This window comes from Hymenobacter sp. APR13 (assembly GCF_000737515.1).
Taxonomy (GTDB): domain Bacteria; phylum Bacteroidota; class Bacteroidia; order Cytophagales; family Hymenobacteraceae; genus Hymenobacter.
In genome coordinates this window covers 3,498,373-3,513,705 of record NZ_CP006587.1, presented here as the reverse complement: position 1 = coordinate 3,513,705, position 15,333 = coordinate 3,498,373, and the positions used below count along the sequence as shown (strand labels likewise).

Sequence of the window (15,333 nt, the reverse complement as noted above, 5' to 3'; positions counted from 1 at the left end):
GCCACGTGCTTAGGGGCGGCCGGGGCTATATTTTGCGTTGCAACCGTACCTGGGTGGTGTACAGCTCGCCATCGGGGCGGCGGAGCACCAGCAGCAGCATGCGGCCGTTGCCGGAATGGAAGATGCGGCTCAACTCGGTGAGGCTGATGGCGGCGGCTGGCTGCAGGTTTACGGAGAGCAGCTCGTCTCTGGGCTGGATGCCAGCCAGGGCCGCCGGGGAGCCGGCCTCAATCTGCATCACAATGTAGTTGCGGTATTCGCGGCCGGTAGCCAACAGTTCCAGGCCACACATATCGTGCTCGAATGGGTCGTGGTAGAGGGCATTGGGCCGCAGCCACACTTCGCGGCGCGAATAGTCTATCACCAGATCAAAGCGCTTAAGCAGTTCGAACCCAATGTTGCCGTTGCGGGGCACGTCGGTGCGCAGGGCGGCGCTGTTGGCTTCCGGGAAAGACGTGAGCAACGTACGCAACTGATAGCGGCCCAGCTGCAGGCTCCGCACGCGGCCCAGATACCCGTTGATGGCCCCGCTCAAGCCCCGCCCCAGCTGCGAGCGAAGCCGCTGCTCGGGCACCTGCAGCCGCGGGTCGGAGGTGGTTTCGATGGACAGGGCGTGGCCGGCGCCGGTATCGAGCACCAGCTTAAGGGGCAGCGTGAGCGAATCGGTCATGCCCACGGGCACGGTCAGGTAAGGCTTGCGGCGCTCCAGTGTTAGGGGCACGCGCGTCCAGCGGCGGCCGCGGCGAGGCTGGTAGCCGGCCGGAGTGCGCACTACCAGTTGGGTGGAATTGGGCTCGATTTCGATGACAAAGCTTCGGAAGATGTCGTAGCCCAGAATGCCGTGAATGGGCATGCCCACGTAGCCTGACAGGTTCAGCACGTCGGCGGAAAGCACCAGAAACGGCAGCACCGGTGCCACAATGCCGGGCAGCGTCACGCGGATGCTGTCGGCGTAGTGGGCTTCGAGCGGCTCCTCCTCGCCCACACCCGCCACCCGGTACACCTCGGCCCCGGGCCGCAGGCGCAGCAGCGGGGTCAGGCTGGGGTCGGTGATGATGGAGGTAGCCACCCCGGTATCGAGCAGGAAGTTGTAGGGCCCTGCCCCGTTCAGCTTCACCTCCACAATAATGAGGTTGCGCTGGAAGTAGAACGGCAGGCGCACCTGCCGCTTGTTCGGGTTTTCCAGGCGAAACGGCAGGTCGGAGGGTTGGGCCACAGCGCCGGAGGCAGCACCCAGTAGCAGCAGCAGACACACCCCGGCGGGCGCGACACGCAGCAGCAACAGCAGGAAGCAGGACCAGCGGGCGGGCATAGAAACAGGGGAGGCCGGGAAATATAGCCAAAAAACTACCTGTCTGTTGCACTGGTTTTTCCGAGCCTCAATGTTCTGCTTCAGCGGCCTGCTTTAGCCCATCAGGCCCGCCTGCGGCAGCTCCCAGGTACCGGCGGGGTCGAAGGTCAGCTCGCCGGCCCGGATGTGCAGGGGCGCGGCTAGGTTGTTGTGGTAGAGCTGGCCCGTGCCCAACCCCTGCGGGAAGCCCGGCAGCGCATATTCGCCGGCCAGCTGGCTTACCGCGTTCAGGCCGATATTGGATTCCAGCGCCGAGGTCAGCCACCAGCTGATGCCCTGCTCCTCGGCCAGTTGCCACCAGGCCAGCGAAGCGGCCAGCCCGCCCACCAGCGTGGGCTTCAGGATGATGTATGCCGGCCGGATTTCGCTCAGCATTTCGGCCTGCCGGGCAAGGTCCGTCACACCAATCAGCTCCTCATCCAGCGCCACTGGTACCGGCGAGTGGCGGCACACCTCGGCCATGGCCGCCCACTGCCCGGCCGCAATGGGCTGCTCGATGGAATGCAGCGCGTAGCGGGCCAGTTGCTCCAGCTTGGCGGGGGCCTCGGCCGGGGTGAAGGCGCCATTGGCATCCACGCGCAGCGTCAGCTCGTCGGGGCCGGCTTCGGCCCTGATTTCGGCCAGCAGCTGCAGCTCGGTGGCAAAGTCGAGGCTACCGATTTTGAGTTTCAGGCAGGAATAGCCTTCAGTGAGCTTCTTGCGGATCTGGCTGCGCATGAAGGCGGCGTCGCCCATCCATACCAGCCCGTTGATGGGCACGCCGGCCTCACCGCGGCTGAAAGGGTTGCTGAACAGCTGGCGCCGGCCGCCGTGGTGCAAATCGAGCAGGGCGGTTTCGAGGCCGAAACGCAACGCGGGCCATTCGGGCTCCAATAGCGCTATCACCGGATCCAAGTCGGTGTCGGCATTGAAACGCTGCTGATTGAAAGCGACGCATAAGGCCTGCAGGCGCGCTTCGAAGTCGGGCCGGAAATCGGGGCTGAGGCCGGCTAGCGGGGCAGCTTCGCCCAGGCCCTGGAGGCCGGGCCGGGTGGTGTCGGTCAGGTGCAGGTACCAGGCAGTATGCTCGGTGAGGGCGCCACGCGAGGTGCGGGCCGGAAAGTTGAAGCGCAACGTGCGGCGCGAGTACTGCAGCTCAAGCATAACCAGACAAATGAAACGGGCCCGCAAATAACGCGCAAAAGCGGCATCGGTCTGGCAAAAAGCGGAAGCCCGCTCCTGACTAGTGCCAGGAGCGGGCTTTCATACATAATAATGCGGGTAGCGTAGCGGTGCGCCGGCTACTTAGGCCTCTGGCTGCGGACGGCGGGTGGCCTGGCCTCCTTTGCGGCCAGCGGCACGGGCTTCTTCTGAGGTGAAACGGTGCCCACGGCCGCTCAGGTGCGAGGCCTTGCCGCCTTCGCTGGCAATGCGGCGCTGCATCTCGGGGTCCATAGACGCGAAGCCCCGCGGACGCTTGGTCTTGGGCTCGGTGGCCGCTGGAGTTGAGGTGGATTTGGTGGTAGATTTTGTGAGGGCAGAGACTTGCATACGCTTCGATGGTTGCTAAAACTGACGAACTTTTTGATCAACCGAAACAACGCAAACCAGAGCCTTGATGGCGGTCTTTTAGTGCCTTAATTCGCTGTGTCGACCATAAAATACCACTTACTACGGAGGAGCTCCGCTATTAATCCCCAGCTCTGTGCGGTAAATACCGACGCCCCGGCTGGGGTTGTTCTATACGGGTGGTGCGGACCGCCCAAAACCCACGGCGCGCAAATCCAGTTAAGTACCCGGCCCTACTCTTCCCGCTATGTCTACTACCCTCCTGGCTGCTCCCGCGGCCGTTTCCGCCGCTTCGCTGGCCCACCGCTACCAGCAGGTTCGCCAGCGCACCGTGCTGCTCTGCCAGCCGCTGCTGCCCGAAGACACCGTGGTGCAGCCCATGATTGATGTGAGCCCACCCAAGTGGCACATGGCCCACGTTACGTGGTTTTTCGAGACGTTTCTGCTCAAGGCCTACCTGCCCGGCTACAGCGTTTACCATCCGGAGTACGCCTTCCTGTTCAACTCCTACTACAACTCGCTGGGCTCGCGCGTGAACCGCGCCGACCGGGGCACTCTCTCCCGCCCCGCGCTAGCCGACGTGTACAGCTACCGCGCCCACGTCGATGCCCAGATGGCCCGCCTGCTGGAGCTGGCCGACACGCTGCCCGACACGCTGCCCGACACCTTCCGGGAGCTGTTTGAGTTGGGTTTGCAGCACGAGCAGCAGCACCAGGAGCTGCTGGCCACCGACATCAAATACATCCTGAGCACCAGCCCGCTGGCCCCGGCCTACCTGCCGGCTTCGGCCGCCCCGGTTGCCGCTCCGGCTGCGCCGGCCGTGGCGTGGCTGCCGGTGCCGGGCGGCGTGTCGCGCATCGGCTACGAGGGCTCGGGCTTCTGCTTCGACAACGAGCAGGCACCCCACGACGTGCTGACGCCTGACTTCGAGCTGCAGAACCGCCTCGTAACCAACGGCGAGTACCTGGCTTTCATGGAAGCCGGCGGCTACCAGGATTTCCGCTACTGGTTGGGCGAAGGCTGGGATTTGGTGCAGACCCAAGGCTGGGAAGCGCCGCTCTACTGGACGCTGCACGAGGGCCAGTGGCACCGTTTCACGCACCACGGCCTGCAACCCGTGAATATGGCCGCGCCCGTCACGCACGTCAGCTTCTACGAGGCCGATGCCTACGCCCACTGGGCCGGGGCACGCCTGCCCACCGAGCCCGAGTGGGAAGTGGCCGCCCGCTACTTCGGGGCCACGCCCACCCACGGCACCTTCCTGGAAAGCAACCTGCTCGACCCGCAGCCCCTGCCCACCGACGCCGACCCGACCCGCTGCCACCAGCTGCTCGGTGACGCCTGGGAGTGGACCTACTCGGCCTACCACCCCTACCCCGGCTACGTGCGGGCCGCCGGCGCGCTGGGCGAGTACAATGGCAAGTTTATGATCAACCAGCTGGTGCTGCGCGGGGGCTCCTGCGCCACGCCGGTCAGCCATATTCGCCTCACGTACCGCAACTTCTTCCACGCCGACAAGCGCTGGCAGTTTACGGGTATCCGGCTGGCCCGCTGAGGGCAGCCCCGTTCTTCGTTTGCCTCTCTCCCGGCCCATTTGGCTGCTTTCCCGCTCGTTTTCTGCTTATGACCTCTCTTTCTGCTGCCGCCTCGCCTTCGTTCTACGCTTCTGAGCAGATCGGAACGGACGCCGCCCCGGTGCCCCAACAGGCCGCCACCCCCAACCAGGCCCTCGAAGCCCTGAAGCAACACGTGGCCGAGGGGCTGGCGCGCACGCCCAAAACGCTGTCGTCGATGTATTTCTACGACGATGAGGGCAGCCGCCTGTTTCAGCAGATTATGGCCCTGCCCGAGTACTACCCCACCCGCACCGAGTTTGCCCTTCTGACTCAGAACCAGGAAGCCTTGGCCGCGGCGCTGCGCCCCGAGGATGCCCAGGAGCCCTTTTTCCTGCTGGAGCTGGGCGCCGGCGACGGCCTGAAAACCAAGATTCTGCTGCGCCACCTGCTCGACACCGGCGCCTCGTTCACCTACGTGCCCGTCGATATTTCGGGGGCGGCGTTGGATGGGCTGGCCGCCAGCCTGCGCCAGGAGCTGCCCGCGCTGCGCGTAGAGCCAATCGTGGCCGACTACGGCGCGGCCCTGCGCCTGATGGCGGCCCGCCCGGCCGCAAGGCGGTGCTGTTTCTGGGCTCCAACATCGGCAACTTCCTGCCCGCCGACCGCCAGGCGTTTCTGCAGGAGCTGGCCGCGCCACTTTCCCCCAACGACCGGCTGCTGGTTGGCTTCGACCTGCAGAAAGACCCGCGCTTTATCCGGGCTGCCTACGACGACACGCAGGGCGTGACGGCCGCCTTCAACCTGAACCTGCTCACGCGCCTCAACCGCGAGCTAGCCGCCGACTTCGACCTGGCCGCTTGGCAGCACTACACCGACTACGACCCGCTTTCCGGCGCTGTACGCTCGTTTCTGATGCCCACACAGGCGCAGCAGGTGCATTTCGGGGCCCTGGGCCGCAGCTTCGATTTTGCTGCCTGGGAGCCGATTCATACCGAAAACTCCTACAAGTTCACCCGCCCGCAGATCAGCAGCCTCGCCGCCGATGCCGGCCTGGCCGTAGCCGAGTTCTTCACCGACGATCAGCAGTATTTCGCTGACGTTGTGTTGCGCCTGGCAGTATAAAGCCACCAATCAGTAGCGCAAAATTTGCAGTTCGCGCCCCCGCGCCGTTCTCATCACCCGAACGGCGCGAGGGCATGAGCCACATGATGCGTATCGATTAGTAGCGCGAACTTTGCGGTTCGCGCCCCTGCGCCGTTTTCACCACCCGGACGGCGCGGGGGCGCGAACCGCAAAGTTCGCGCTACTGCTTATCGGCCCTTCCTGCCTTTCTCCTATGCCTGCTTCCTCCGATTTGCCGCTAATCAGCCTGGCTTCCGGCTACGGCAATTTTTCCCTGCCCGAGCCGGTAGCAAATCAGGTGCAGCGGGCCCTCACCCGGTTGCCGCTGCCGGCCAGCCCCACCGAGGGCCTGCCGGAGCTGCGACAGGCGCTGGCCCACCGCTACCGGGCCCAGGACGCCACCGTGGCCGAGGAAGGCATCGTCGTTACGCCCGGCACGAAAGCCGCGCTGTTTCTGCTGCTGACCACGGTGCTGCGGCGCGGCGACGAGGTACTGCTGCTCACGCCCAACTGGTTCGGCTTCCGCGCCCTGATTCAGCAAGCCGGCGCCACCCTGCGCGAGTTGCCCCTGAGCCCATCCGACGATTACCGAATTCAGCCGGAAACGCTGCAGGCCGCCATCGGGCTGCGCACGCGCCTGCTGCTGTTCACCAACCCCAACAACCCCACGGGCCGCGTGTACACCCAGCCGGAATTGGCGGCGCTGCTGGCCGTTACGCAGCAGCACCCGCAGCTGCTGGTTTTGGCCGACGAGATTTACGACGGCATCCGGTTCGGGTCGGAGCCGGTACCGACGCTGCTTTCCTTCCCCGACCCGCTGGGGCAGCATCTGGTGGTGAACGGATTTTCCAAGTCGCTGGCGCTGCTGAACTGGAACATCGGCTACCTGGTGGCGCCGCCGGTGGTAGCGCAGGCCTGCACGGCGCGGCAGTTTGCCACCGGCGGGGCCGTGGCCACACTCAGCCAGCTGGCCGCGCTGGCCGCCACCGAGGCCACGCCCGGCATCACGCAGGAACTGCAAGCCAACCTGCAACCGAACCGCCACTTGCTCCTCGATTTCCTGGCGCGTCTTCCCGGCACGCTGCCGCATCTGCCGCTGGGCACCTACTACGCCTTCCCCGATCTGCGCGCCTTCCTAGATCCGGCCCTGCCGCCCGAGCAAGCTTCAGCGGATTTGGTGGCGCGCCTGTGCACCGCGGGGGTGGACGTCGTGGACGGGGCTACCTGCGGCGCGCCGGGCTTCGTGCGGCTGTCGTATGCCGTGCCGGAGCCGGATTTGCGGGAGGCCATCCGGCGCATGGCGCAGGTGTTGCGCTAGCGCCGTACCGCGAAATTCTGTTTTGCGACGAGCGAAGCGAGTTCCCACGCATTGGCAGGCATCGGATACTCGCGGTGCTCGTCGCGAAACGGAATTGAGAGGTACGGGGGCGGAAGGCCCTACCTTTGCGGTTCTTCGTTTGCTTTCTGCCATGCCGTTTACTGCCCTTCGCCCCCACCTCAAACCCCTTATGCTGCTGGCCTATCCGGTGGTGCTCAGCCAGCTGGGCCATGTGCTGGTCAACGTCTGCGATTCGGTGATGGTGGGCCAGACGGGCAAGGTGCCGCTGGCCGCCGTGAGCCTCGGCGTGAGCGTCAACACCGTGGTGATGGTGCTGGGTTTGGGCCTTTCGATGGGCATAACGCCGCTAGTGGCCGCCGCCGATGGCCGCCGCGACATACCGCAGCTGGGCCGCCTGCTGGTGGCGGGCGTGTGGCTGAGCGCCATGGCCGGGGTGGTGCTGGCCGCCGCGGGCCTGCTGATTGCGCCGCTGCTGGGCTACCTGCGCCAGCCAACCGAAGTGGTGGCGCTGGCCGCGCCGTGGGTGCGGGTGCTGTTCCTGTCGTTGCTGCCGCTGATGGTGTTTCAGGGCTTCAAGCAGTTTGCCGAGGGCCTGGGCCTCACACGGCAGGCCATGTACCTGTCGGTGATGGCCAATGCCCTGAACGCGCTGCTGTGCTACGTGCTGATTTTCGGGCACTTTGGGGCGCCGCGCCTGGGCATGATGGGCGCTGCCTGGGCCACCCTGATTGCGCGGGTGCTGATGGCCGTGTTCATGGCCACCTACGTGTTGCGCGCCGCCCGTCTGCGGCCCTACCGCGAAGCCGCCTCCCACTGGCTCCGCCCCGATGGCGCTACCCTGCGCCGCCTCGTTGGCCTGGGCTCGCCGATTGGGGTGCAGATGATGTTTGAGATGGGCGCCTTCAGCTTTTCGGCCATCATGATTGGCTGGCTGGGTGCTACCTCCTTGGCCGCCCACCAGATTGCCATCAACGTGGCTTCCGTGACCTACATGGCCGCCAGCGGCATTGCGGCGGCGGCCACCATCCGGGTAGGCAACCTGCGCGGCCTCGGCGACGCGGAAGGCTCGCGGCAGGCCGGCTTTGCGGCCTACCTGCTCACGTTCCTGTTTATGAGCTCTATGGGGCTGCTGCTGGTGACGTTCCGGCACTACATCCCGCACTTCTACAACCACGACGCGGCCGTAGTAGCCCAAGCCTCGAGCCTACTGCTGATTGCCGCCGCCTTCCAGGTGTCCGACGGCCTGCAGGTGGTGGGGCTGGGCGCGCTGCGGGGCTTGCAGGACGTGAAAGTGCCTTCCATCGTGGCGCTGCTCTCGTACTGGGTGATTGCGCTGCCGTTGGGCTACCTCCTATGTTTCTGGCTGAACCTGGGCAGCCTGGGCGTGTGGCTGGGGCTGCTGACCGGCCTCACGCTGGTGGCCGGCGCTTTGCTCTGGCGCTTCCGGCAGTTCAGCCGGGTGCCCGCGGCTGTGGCCCGGCCCGCCGCCGTGTCGGCTGCTTAGCCACTGCTACCGGCTGGGCCGGGAAGCTGCCGGGAACGGGAAGCCGGTATTTGGTGTACTTTCTGCGCTAGTCACGTCTTCTTTTCTGCCTGTTGCATTCTATGGCGCTGCCCTCCCTCCTGCTCCCATTGCTGCTGCTGTTTCAGCCCGCTGCTTCCCCTGCCCAGACTACGCCTGCTCCCGCCGCCAAACCCGCCAAGGAAACCCTGGGCTGGTCGGCCAGCCGGCCCCTCACCTGGGCCGACTTCAAGGCCCGCCCCATGGGCACCGACCGCCTGAAGGCCCTCACCTCGGCCAACATCGACGTGCAGGTGGCCTGCAAGGACTTCGTGTTCAGCTCCACCGTCACGGCCGTGTTTCTGCCGCAGGAGTCGTGGGTGCAGGACGCCGGCAAGGCCTCGGCCAACCTGCTGCGCCACGAGCAGCTGCACTTCGACATCACCGAGCTGCACGCCCGCCTGCTGCGCCAGAAGCTCAGCACCGTGAAGCTGGACTGCCAGCACCTCAACCCGGCGTTCAACACCCTCACCAAAAACTATTTCGCGGCCTGGCAGCGCGAAGAAGCCCGCTACGACGCCGAATCCAACCACGGCCTCAACCAGGAAAAGCAGCTGTTCTGGGAAACCCAGGTCAAACAGCGCCTGGCCTTACTGGAGTCGTTTGCGTCGCGGTAAGTTTTGGGTGATGAGGGGATGGAGAGATGAGGTGATGAGGTGATGAGGTGACAGGTGATAGGTGACAGGTGACAAGGGAGGAACGTCATTCTGAGCCTGCGGGGAATCTCGCCAGTGCAGAAATCAGAAAGCCTCAGAATCAGCAGTCAAGATGCCTCGCAGGCTCGGAATGAAGTTTTTTCCTAATCACCTCATCACTCCATCACCTCATTACTTCATCACCTCATCACCAAATAAATTATGTCTACTATTTCCTGGGCTGATTTTGAACGGGTTGATCTGCGGGTCGGCACCATTGTGGAGGCGCAGGAATTCCCGGCGGCGCGGCGGCCGGCGTATCAGCTGCTGATTGACCTGGGGCCGGAAATCGGCCTGAAACACTCCAGCGCCCAGATTACCTTTCACTACCAACCCGCCGACCTGGTGGGGCGGCAGGTATTGTGCGTGGTCAATTTCCCGCCCAAGCAGATCGGCAAGTTTATGTCGGAAGTGCTGGTGACGGGTACCGCCGATGAGCAGGGCCACATTGTGCTGGCGGCGCTGGCCAGCCCGGTCCCGAACGGCAGCCGCCTGATCTGAGCTGGGTTGGTGGAATGGTGGGTGAGTGGAGTACGGCAAATCCACCAATCCACTACTCCGCCAATCCGCTTTACTTGGCGGGGCCTATTTTCACCTGGCGCAGAGCGAGCGTGTCGATGACGAGGCCGTAGATTTCGTCGAGGTCTTTGTCGTGGCTGGCGTAGTAGCGGTAGCTCTGCTGAAACAGCGAGTCGGTGACTTCACGGCGCCAGAACAGCGCCTTTTGCTGCTGCAGGTACAGGGCACGCGCCGAATCGGGGTGCAGGCTAGCCGACTCCACGCGGGCTTCCAGCGTATGCAGGTCGGCGAGCAGGCTCACCAGCTGCTCGCGCGGCAGCAGCTGCGGCGGCGGCAGCACCTCTTCGGGCGTCTGGCAGCCGGCCACCAAGCCGCTCAGCAGCACGCTGACTACCAACGAAAAAGCACGGGGATTCAGGAGTTTCACGTTACAAAAGTAAGGGTTCGGCCGCTTCTCGGCGCCAATACTGCCACGATTCGCGTAGTTTAGCCAATATGAACACGCCCACGCCCACGCCGTTTCAGTTGCTCGTACGCAAATTGCGGCAGGTGGAAATCCGGATGCTGAAGGCGGTGGATGCGCAGCTGCAGGGCAATTTTCGGTCCGTTTTCAAGGGCACCGGCCTCGAATTCGACGACGTGCGCCTCTACCAGTACGGCGACGAGGTGCGCGCCATCGACTGGGCCGTGTCCAGCAAAGGCCACGGCACGTTCATCAAAACCTACAAGGAAGAGCGCGAGCAACAGGTGCTGCTGCTCTTCGATGTGAGTGCCTCGCAGAAGGTGGGCGCCGCCGGCTTGCGCAAGCTCGATATGGGCCGCGAAATCTGCGGGATTCTGGCCCTGGCTGCCGCCCGGCAGGATGCGCAGCTGGGCATCCTGGCCTTTTCCGACCAGAAAGAGCTGTATCTGGCGCCCGGCAAGGGTGTGCGCCACGCCTATTCCCTGATCAAAAAACTGTTTGCGCTGGAGCCGCAGTCGGGGCAGACGGATGTGGGCGGTGGCATCAAGCAGGCACTGGGGCTGCTGAAGCGCCGCAGCATTATCCTGCTGATTTCGGATTTCATCGACAGCGGCTACGAGCGGGAGCTGACCATGCTGGCCCGCAAGCACGACCTGGTGGTGGTGCAGCTGCTCGACCAGCGCGAGCAGGAATTTCCGCCACTGGGCATCGTGCCGCTCTACGACCAGGAGTCGGGCCGCACGCTCTGGACCAACACGTCCTCGGCCGCCTTCCGGGCCCGCTACCGCGCCACATACGAGCAGAACCGCGACCAGATCAGCCAGATCTGCCGCCGCCACCGCACTGAATACCTGTCCATTGCCACCAACGCCGACTATCTGCCCCAGCTGATCCGGCTGTTCCGGCGGCGCAATCTTCGCTCCGGCCGTGCGTAGGAAGTCGTTGCTCTCCACACTTGCGGGCTTGCTGCTGCTGCCGGGGCTGGCCACGGCTCAGCCGGCCGCCGCTCCGCCGCAGGGCCGGTTTCTGCAGCCCGGCACCCGCGTGGGCGAGATTGTGGAGTACGAGCTCAGCTACCGCCACGCCCCGGGCCTGAACGTCATCTTCCCCGACTCCACGGCCGAGTACGCGCCGTTTGAGTACGTGGGCAAAACCTACCAGCCCACCCGCACCCGCCAGGGCGTCAGCCTCGACCGCACCATCTACCGCCTGCGCACCTTCAGCCTGGCCCCGGAGCAGACGCTGCAGCTGCCCGTGACGGTGCTGCAGGGCCGTGACACGCTCACGCTGCCCAGCACCCGCGCCACCGTGCAGCTGCGGCGGGTGGTGCCGGCGGCAGCCGGCGGCGCTACGCCGGCCCTGCGCCAGGCCACGGCGCTGCTGCCCGTGGAGCCGGCCTTCAACTACCCCTACTGGCTGGCCGGCGCGGGCGTGCTGCTGCTGCTGCTGGGCGGCGTGGCCCTCACGTTTGGGCGGCGCTGGCGGCAGCGCTACCAGCTGTACAAGCTGCGCAAAAACCACGTGTACTTTCTGGCGCAGTATGCCCGGCACGTGGAGCGCTTCACGCTGAGCCGCTCGCTCACCAACATGGAGCGCGCCATCACGCTCTGGAAAAACTACCTCACCAACCTCGAAAACAACACCATCAACAGCCTCACCACCCGCGAAATAGTGGCGCACTACCAGAACGACGCCGACGTGCGCCTGGCCCTGCGCCTCGCCGACCGGGTCATCTATGGCAACCAGTTCTCCGAAGACGACACCGAAACCGACCTGGCCTTCGACCTGCTCCGCACCTTCGCCGACCGCCGCTTCGAGCTGGTGCGGCAGCAAGTGGAAAAGTAGCCGGCCACCTATCCAGCATATCCAGCCGCACAAACCGGCCGCTACCTTTGCCAGCCCTCATCACCTGTCACCTGTCACCTGTCACCTGTCACCTGTCACCTCATCACCTCATCACCTCATCACCTCATCACCAACCGTGCAGCAACTCTGGCAACAGCTTTTTGGGCCGATAGTGGATAGCCTGCGCTATGCCACGCTGGCCAGCTATGCCTGGGAGCAGCCGCGCTTGTTGCTGCTGATTGCGGCTATTCCGCTGCTGTTTGTGGGGCGGTGGCTGCTGGCGTACCGGCGGCGCAGCAAGCTGGGCGTGGCCTTCGTGAAGGGCGAGGTCCGCCGCGACTGGAGCGCTGTGCTGCGCTTTCTGCCCGATGTAGTGCTGGCCCTGAGTCTGGCGTTTGCGGTGGTGGCCCTGGCCCGCCCCCAGCGCACCGACGAGCGGGTGGTGCAGAACGGCGAAGGCATCGACGTGCTGCTGGTGCTCGACGTGTCGGGCTCGATGGAGCTCGGCGACCTGAAGCCCAACCGCCTGGAAGCCGCCAAGCGCGTAGCGCTGGAGTTTGTGGACGGCCGCCAGGGCGACCGGCTGGGGCTGGTGGTGTTTGCCGGCGACGCATACTCGCTGGCGCCCCTCACCACCGACTACGAGCTGCTGCGCGAAAGCCTGAGCGGCCTGCGGCTGGGCATGATTCCCAACGACGGCACGGCCATCGGCACGGCGCTGGGCGTGGCCACCAACCGCTTGCGCACCTCCCGCAGTCGCACCCGCGTGTGCATTCTGCTCTCCGACGGCGAAAACACGGCCGGCAGCCTCGACCCGCTCACGGCCGCCCGGCTGGCCCACGCCTACGGCCTCAAAATCTACACCATCGGCCTCGGCCAGGACGGCACCGTGCCCTTCGGCCGCGACGAGCTGGGCCGCCCCCGCTACGTGGAAACCCGCCTCGACGAAACCACCATGCGCCAGATTGCGCAGGCCGGCGAGGGCCAGTTTTTCCGGGCCACCGACAACGCCGCGCTCCGCCAGATTTTCCAGCGCATCAACCAGTACGAGAAGTCGGAAATCAAGCAGACCCGCTTCCGCAACACCAAGGACTACTACCGCCTCTATCTGTGGTGGGCCGTGGGGTTCTGGCTGCTATGGCTGGGCCTCAAAAACACGTTCCTGGCTAACTCGCTGGAAGACTAAATCACAGATTACGCTGATTCCTGCGCTGACTTCACTGACGCTGATTGCGTACGGGATTGTCCTTGCAGCAGACTTTTCTTTTTCACTCCTAGCTAATTTTGCTCCGGCCGGGTTTATAAAAAAACCTACCATTCGCTCAGCGGAATCAGCTTAAAACCTCCCTACTCTGTGATTCAGGAAAACCTCCACTTCTTTCAGCAGCAGCTGGCCGGCACCAACTGCCGCCTCGTCACGGTCACGAAAACTCACGCCGTGGACAAGCTGCAGCAGGCCTACGACGCCGGCGCCCGCCTGTTTGGCGAAAACAAGGTGCAGGAAATGGCCGCCAAGCAGCCCGAGCTGCCCGCCGACATCGAGTGGCACCTCATCGGGCACCTGCAAACCAACAAGGTGAAATACATTGCTCCGTTCGTGCACACCATTCAGAGCGTGGATAGCCTGAAGCTGCTGCTGGAAATGGAGAAGCAGGCCGCCAAGCACAACCGCGTCATTCGGGGGCTGCTGCAGTTTCATATTGCCGCCGAAGACACCAAAACCGGCCTCACCCTGCCCGAGGCCGAGGAAATCCTGCAGTCGGAGGAGTTCCGGGCGCTGCGCCACGTGCGCCTCACCGGCGTGATGGCCATTGCCACCAACACCCCCGACGAAGCCCAATTGCGCCAGGAATTCCAGTTGCTGCGCGGCTACTTCGAGCAGCTCAAAACCCGCTACTTCGCCTCCGACGACGAGTTTCGCGAGATTTCCATGGGCATGAGCTCCGACTACCGCCTGGCCATCGAAGAAGGCAGCACGCTCATTCGGGTAGGCAGCGCTATTTTTGGATCAAGGATGTAGGATAAAAGACTGAGGCAAAGCGCGTCTTTTTTGCGCAGAGTCTTATTGCCGTCCTTTACCTGTCGTCCGTGGTCCTTACTCTTTTGTCCCTAATCTCTTATCCATCTGATGACTGCCAAACTTATTCTGCAAATCGCGGCCCTGCTGGGCGGGCTGGGCGTTGCCATCGGCGCGTTCGGGGCGCACGGCCTGCGGGCCATGCTGGAGGCGTCCGGCCGCTTCGACACGTTTGAAACCGCCGTGCGCTACCAGTTCTACCACACGCTGGCCCTGCTGGCCGTGGGCGTGCTCCTGCACGCCCGCCCCGAGCTGCGGCTGCTGGGCACCGCCGCCTGGCTCTGGACCGGCGGCGTCATCGTGTTCAGCGGCTCGCTGTACCTGCTGTGCTTCACGGGCATCACCAAGCTAGGCGCCGTGGCTCCCATTGGCGGCCTGCTGCTGATTGCGGGTTGGATTGCGCTGCTGCTGGCCGCCCGGCAGGCCTAGCAACGTATACGTAGGCACCTGAACCGCACAAAAAAGGCGGCCCGCACGATGCGAGCCGCCTTTTTTATAGCTGTTGCTACTAAAAAGCCTTACGACTTCTTGGCTTTCACTTTCAGCTTGTTGTCATCGGATTTCATCTTGGCTTTGTCGCTCAGCTCCGCCGACTCCACTTTGTCGCTGGCCATGGCCGTGGCTTCTTTCACCTCGCCTACCACTGACACCATGGCGTTGCCGTTGGCCGAGTTCGACTCGATGGTCAGCACCTTGTTCTGGATGCCCATTTTGCCGGCCGTGTTGAAGTTGGCGGTGATGGTGCCGGTTTTGCCAGGCATCACGGGCTCCTTGGTCCACTCCGGGGTGGTGCAGCCGCAGCTCACGCCGATGTTGGAAATCACCAGCGGCTGGGTGCCTACGTTTTTAAATTTGAAGACGTGCTTCACCACCTCACCTTGCTTGGCGCTGCCGAAGTCGTACTTCATTTCGTCGAACTGAATTTGCGGGCCGGCCACTTTGGTCTGCGCGTTGGCAGGCTTCACGGAAGCCGATTGGGCCTGGGCGGCAAAGCCAGCGCAAACCAGCGACAGCGCCAGTACAAGTGCTTTTTTCATGATTGCTACTTCGTTAGGGTGTTGATGGAAACAAAAATACACGTTTTGGCGGGCGGGGCAAGTTGAGTGCCAGTTTTCTACTTTCCCGGTGAAGCCTGCATGAAGACAGACGCAGCGCCCGGCCCGCACGTTCCGCCTGCTCCGCCTAAAACAACAACAGGACGAGCTTTGGCTCATCCTGTTGCAGGAACTAATCATACCGATAGCGCACAAAAGACTG

The 15,333-nt window shown here is 64.2% G+C and carries 15 protein-coding genes and 1 pseudogene; 11 read left to right on the top strand and 5 right to left on the bottom strand.

From position 1 onward, the window contains the following. Positions 1-25: 25 nt before the first annotated feature. From N008_RS14720 to N008_RS22715, 3 genes are all read right to left on the bottom strand, one after another. Positions 26-1,312 (bottom strand): aspartyl protease family protein, encoded by a 1,287-nt coding sequence (locus N008_RS14720; protein ID WP_044017072.1) that lies wholly within the window; start codon positions 1,310-1,312, stop codon positions 26-28. Positions 1,313-1,405: 93 nt separating this feature from the next. Further along, positions 1,406-2,494 (bottom strand): o-succinylbenzoate synthase, encoded by a 1,089-nt coding sequence (gene menC / locus N008_RS14715; RefSeq protein ID WP_044017070.1) that lies wholly within the window; start codon positions 2,492-2,494, stop codon positions 1,406-1,408. 141 nt (positions 2,495-2,635) lie between these two features. After that, on the bottom strand, positions 2,636-2,881 hold the full coding sequence (locus N008_RS22715) for a KGG domain-containing protein (RefSeq protein ID WP_081910820.1): 246 nt from the start codon (positions 2,879-2,881) through the stop codon (positions 2,636-2,638). Positions 2,882-3,146: 265 nt separating this feature from the next. On the opposite strand from N008_RS22715, the gene egtB reads away from it, so the two are divergent. The 6 genes and pseudogenes from egtB to N008_RS14685 all read left to right on the top strand — a co-directional run bounded on the left by egtB (position 3,147) and on the right by N008_RS14685 (position 9,673). Continuing rightward, a complete protein-coding gene (egtB, locus tag N008_RS14710) occupies positions 3,147-4,454 on the top strand; it encodes an ergothioneine biosynthesis protein EgtB (protein ID WP_044017068.1) in 1,308 nt (435 codons plus the stop codon). Positions 4,455-4,522: 68 nt separating this feature from the next. Continuing rightward, positions 4,523-5,577 (top strand): annotated as a pseudogene (locus N008_RS24285) (L-histidine N(alpha)-methyltransferase). A 214-nt stretch (positions 5,578-5,791) separates the two neighbouring features. Further along, on the top strand, positions 5,792-6,895 hold the full coding sequence (locus tag N008_RS14700; protein WP_044017066.1) for a pyridoxal phosphate-dependent aminotransferase: 1,104 nt from the start codon (positions 5,792-5,794) through the stop codon (positions 6,893-6,895). A gap of 151 nt (positions 6,896-7,046) precedes the next feature. After that, complete coding sequence (locus N008_RS14695) at positions 7,047-8,420, top strand: MATE family efflux transporter (RefSeq protein WP_044017064.1); 1,374 nt, start codon at positions 7,047-7,049, stop codon at positions 8,418-8,420. A gap of 101 nt (positions 8,421-8,521) precedes the next feature. Continuing rightward, complete coding sequence (locus N008_RS14690) at positions 8,522-9,094, top strand: DUF922 domain-containing protein (protein ID WP_044017062.1); 573 nt, start codon at positions 8,522-8,524, stop codon at positions 9,092-9,094. Between the two features lie 240 nt (positions 9,095-9,334). Beyond that, positions 9,335-9,673, top strand: coding sequence for a tRNA-binding protein (locus N008_RS14685; protein WP_044017060.1), 339 nt, complete (start codon positions 9,335-9,337; stop codon positions 9,671-9,673). A 70-nt stretch (positions 9,674-9,743) separates the two neighbouring features. Here the strand turns inward: N008_RS14685 and N008_RS14680 are convergent, their stop codons facing one another. Further along, entirely contained in the window at positions 9,744-10,118 is a 375-nt protein-coding gene (locus tag N008_RS14680) for a DUF4296 domain-containing protein (RefSeq protein ID WP_197062865.1), read from the bottom strand. Positions 10,119-10,186: 68 nt separating this feature from the next. Here N008_RS14680 and N008_RS14675 point away from each other — a divergent pair, with 68 nt between their 5' ends. The 5 genes from N008_RS14675 (at position 10,187) to N008_RS14655 (ending at position 14,505) form a co-directional block, all read left to right on the top strand. Next, the gene (locus N008_RS14675; protein ID WP_044017056.1) at positions 10,187-11,089 is read left to right on the top strand and encodes a DUF58 domain-containing protein; all 903 of its coding nucleotides are present in this window, start codon (positions 10,187-10,189) and stop codon (positions 11,087-11,089) included. Then, positions 11,082-11,999 carry a hypothetical protein gene (locus N008_RS14670; RefSeq protein ID WP_197062864.1) on the top strand — a complete coding sequence of 306 codons (918 nt, stop codon included), beginning with the start codon at positions 11,082-11,084 and terminating at the stop codon, positions 11,997-11,999. The genes N008_RS14675 and N008_RS14670 overlap by 8 nt, the downstream gene beginning before the upstream one ends. 136 nt (positions 12,000-12,135) lie before the next feature. Continuing rightward, positions 12,136-13,185: a VWA domain-containing protein gene (locus N008_RS14665; protein ID WP_231569721.1), complete on the top strand. Its 1,050-nt coding sequence runs from the start codon at positions 12,136-12,138 to the stop codon at positions 13,183-13,185. 168 nt (positions 13,186-13,353) lie between these two features. After that, positions 13,354-14,019 (top strand): YggS family pyridoxal phosphate-dependent enzyme, encoded by a 666-nt coding sequence (locus N008_RS14660; protein WP_044017052.1) that lies wholly within the window; start codon positions 13,354-13,356, stop codon positions 14,017-14,019. 108 nt (positions 14,020-14,127) lie between these two features. After that, entirely contained in the window at positions 14,128-14,505 is a 378-nt protein-coding gene (locus N008_RS14655; RefSeq protein WP_044017049.1) for a DUF423 domain-containing protein, read from the top strand. Between the two features lie 89 nt (positions 14,506-14,594). Here N008_RS14655 and N008_RS14650 read toward each other — a convergent pair whose 3' ends face one another. Next, a complete protein-coding gene (locus N008_RS14650) occupies positions 14,595-15,113 on the bottom strand; it encodes a DUF1573 domain-containing protein (protein WP_071884547.1) in 519 nt (172 codons plus the stop codon). Positions 15,114-15,333 lie beyond the last annotated feature (220 nt).

Excerpts from the sequence above, each read along its gene's own strand:
- N008_RS14675 (WP_044017056.1), top strand. The coding sequence starts at position 10,187 with ATGAACACGCCCACGCCCACGCCGTTTCAGTTGCTCGTACGCAAATTG.
- N008_RS14655 (WP_044017049.1), top strand. The coding sequence starts at position 14,128 with ATGACTGCCAAACTTATTCTGCAAATCGCGGCCCTGCTGGGCGGGCTG.
- egtB (WP_044017068.1), top strand. The coding sequence starts at position 3,147 with ATGTCTACTACCCTCCTGGCTGCTCCCGCGGCCGTTTCCGCCGCTTCG.
- N008_RS14720 (WP_044017072.1), bottom strand. The coding sequence starts at position 1,312 with ATGCCCGCCCGCTGGTCCTGCTTCCTGCTGTTGCTGCTGCGTGTCGCG.
- N008_RS14650 (WP_071884547.1), bottom strand. The coding sequence starts at position 15,113 with ATGAAAAAAGCACTTGTACTGGCGCTGTCGCTGGTTTGCGCTGGCTTT.
- N008_RS14700 (WP_044017066.1), top strand. The coding sequence starts at position 5,792 with ATGCCTGCTTCCTCCGATTTGCCGCTAATCAGCCTGGCTTCCGGCTAC.
- menC (WP_044017070.1), bottom strand. The coding sequence starts at position 2,494 with ATGCTTGAGCTGCAGTACTCGCGCCGCACGTTGCGCTTCAACTTTCCG.
- N008_RS14685 (WP_044017060.1), top strand. The coding sequence starts at position 9,335 with ATGTCTACTATTTCCTGGGCTGATTTTGAACGGGTTGATCTGCGGGTC.
- N008_RS14695 (WP_044017064.1), top strand. The coding sequence starts at position 7,047 with ATGCCGTTTACTGCCCTTCGCCCCCACCTCAAACCCCTTATGCTGCTG.
- N008_RS22715 (WP_081910820.1), bottom strand. The coding sequence starts at position 2,881 with ATGCAAGTCTCTGCCCTCACAAAATCTACCACCAAATCCACCTCAACT.
- N008_RS14690 (WP_044017062.1), top strand. The coding sequence starts at position 8,522 with ATGGCGCTGCCCTCCCTCCTGCTCCCATTGCTGCTGCTGTTTCAGCCC.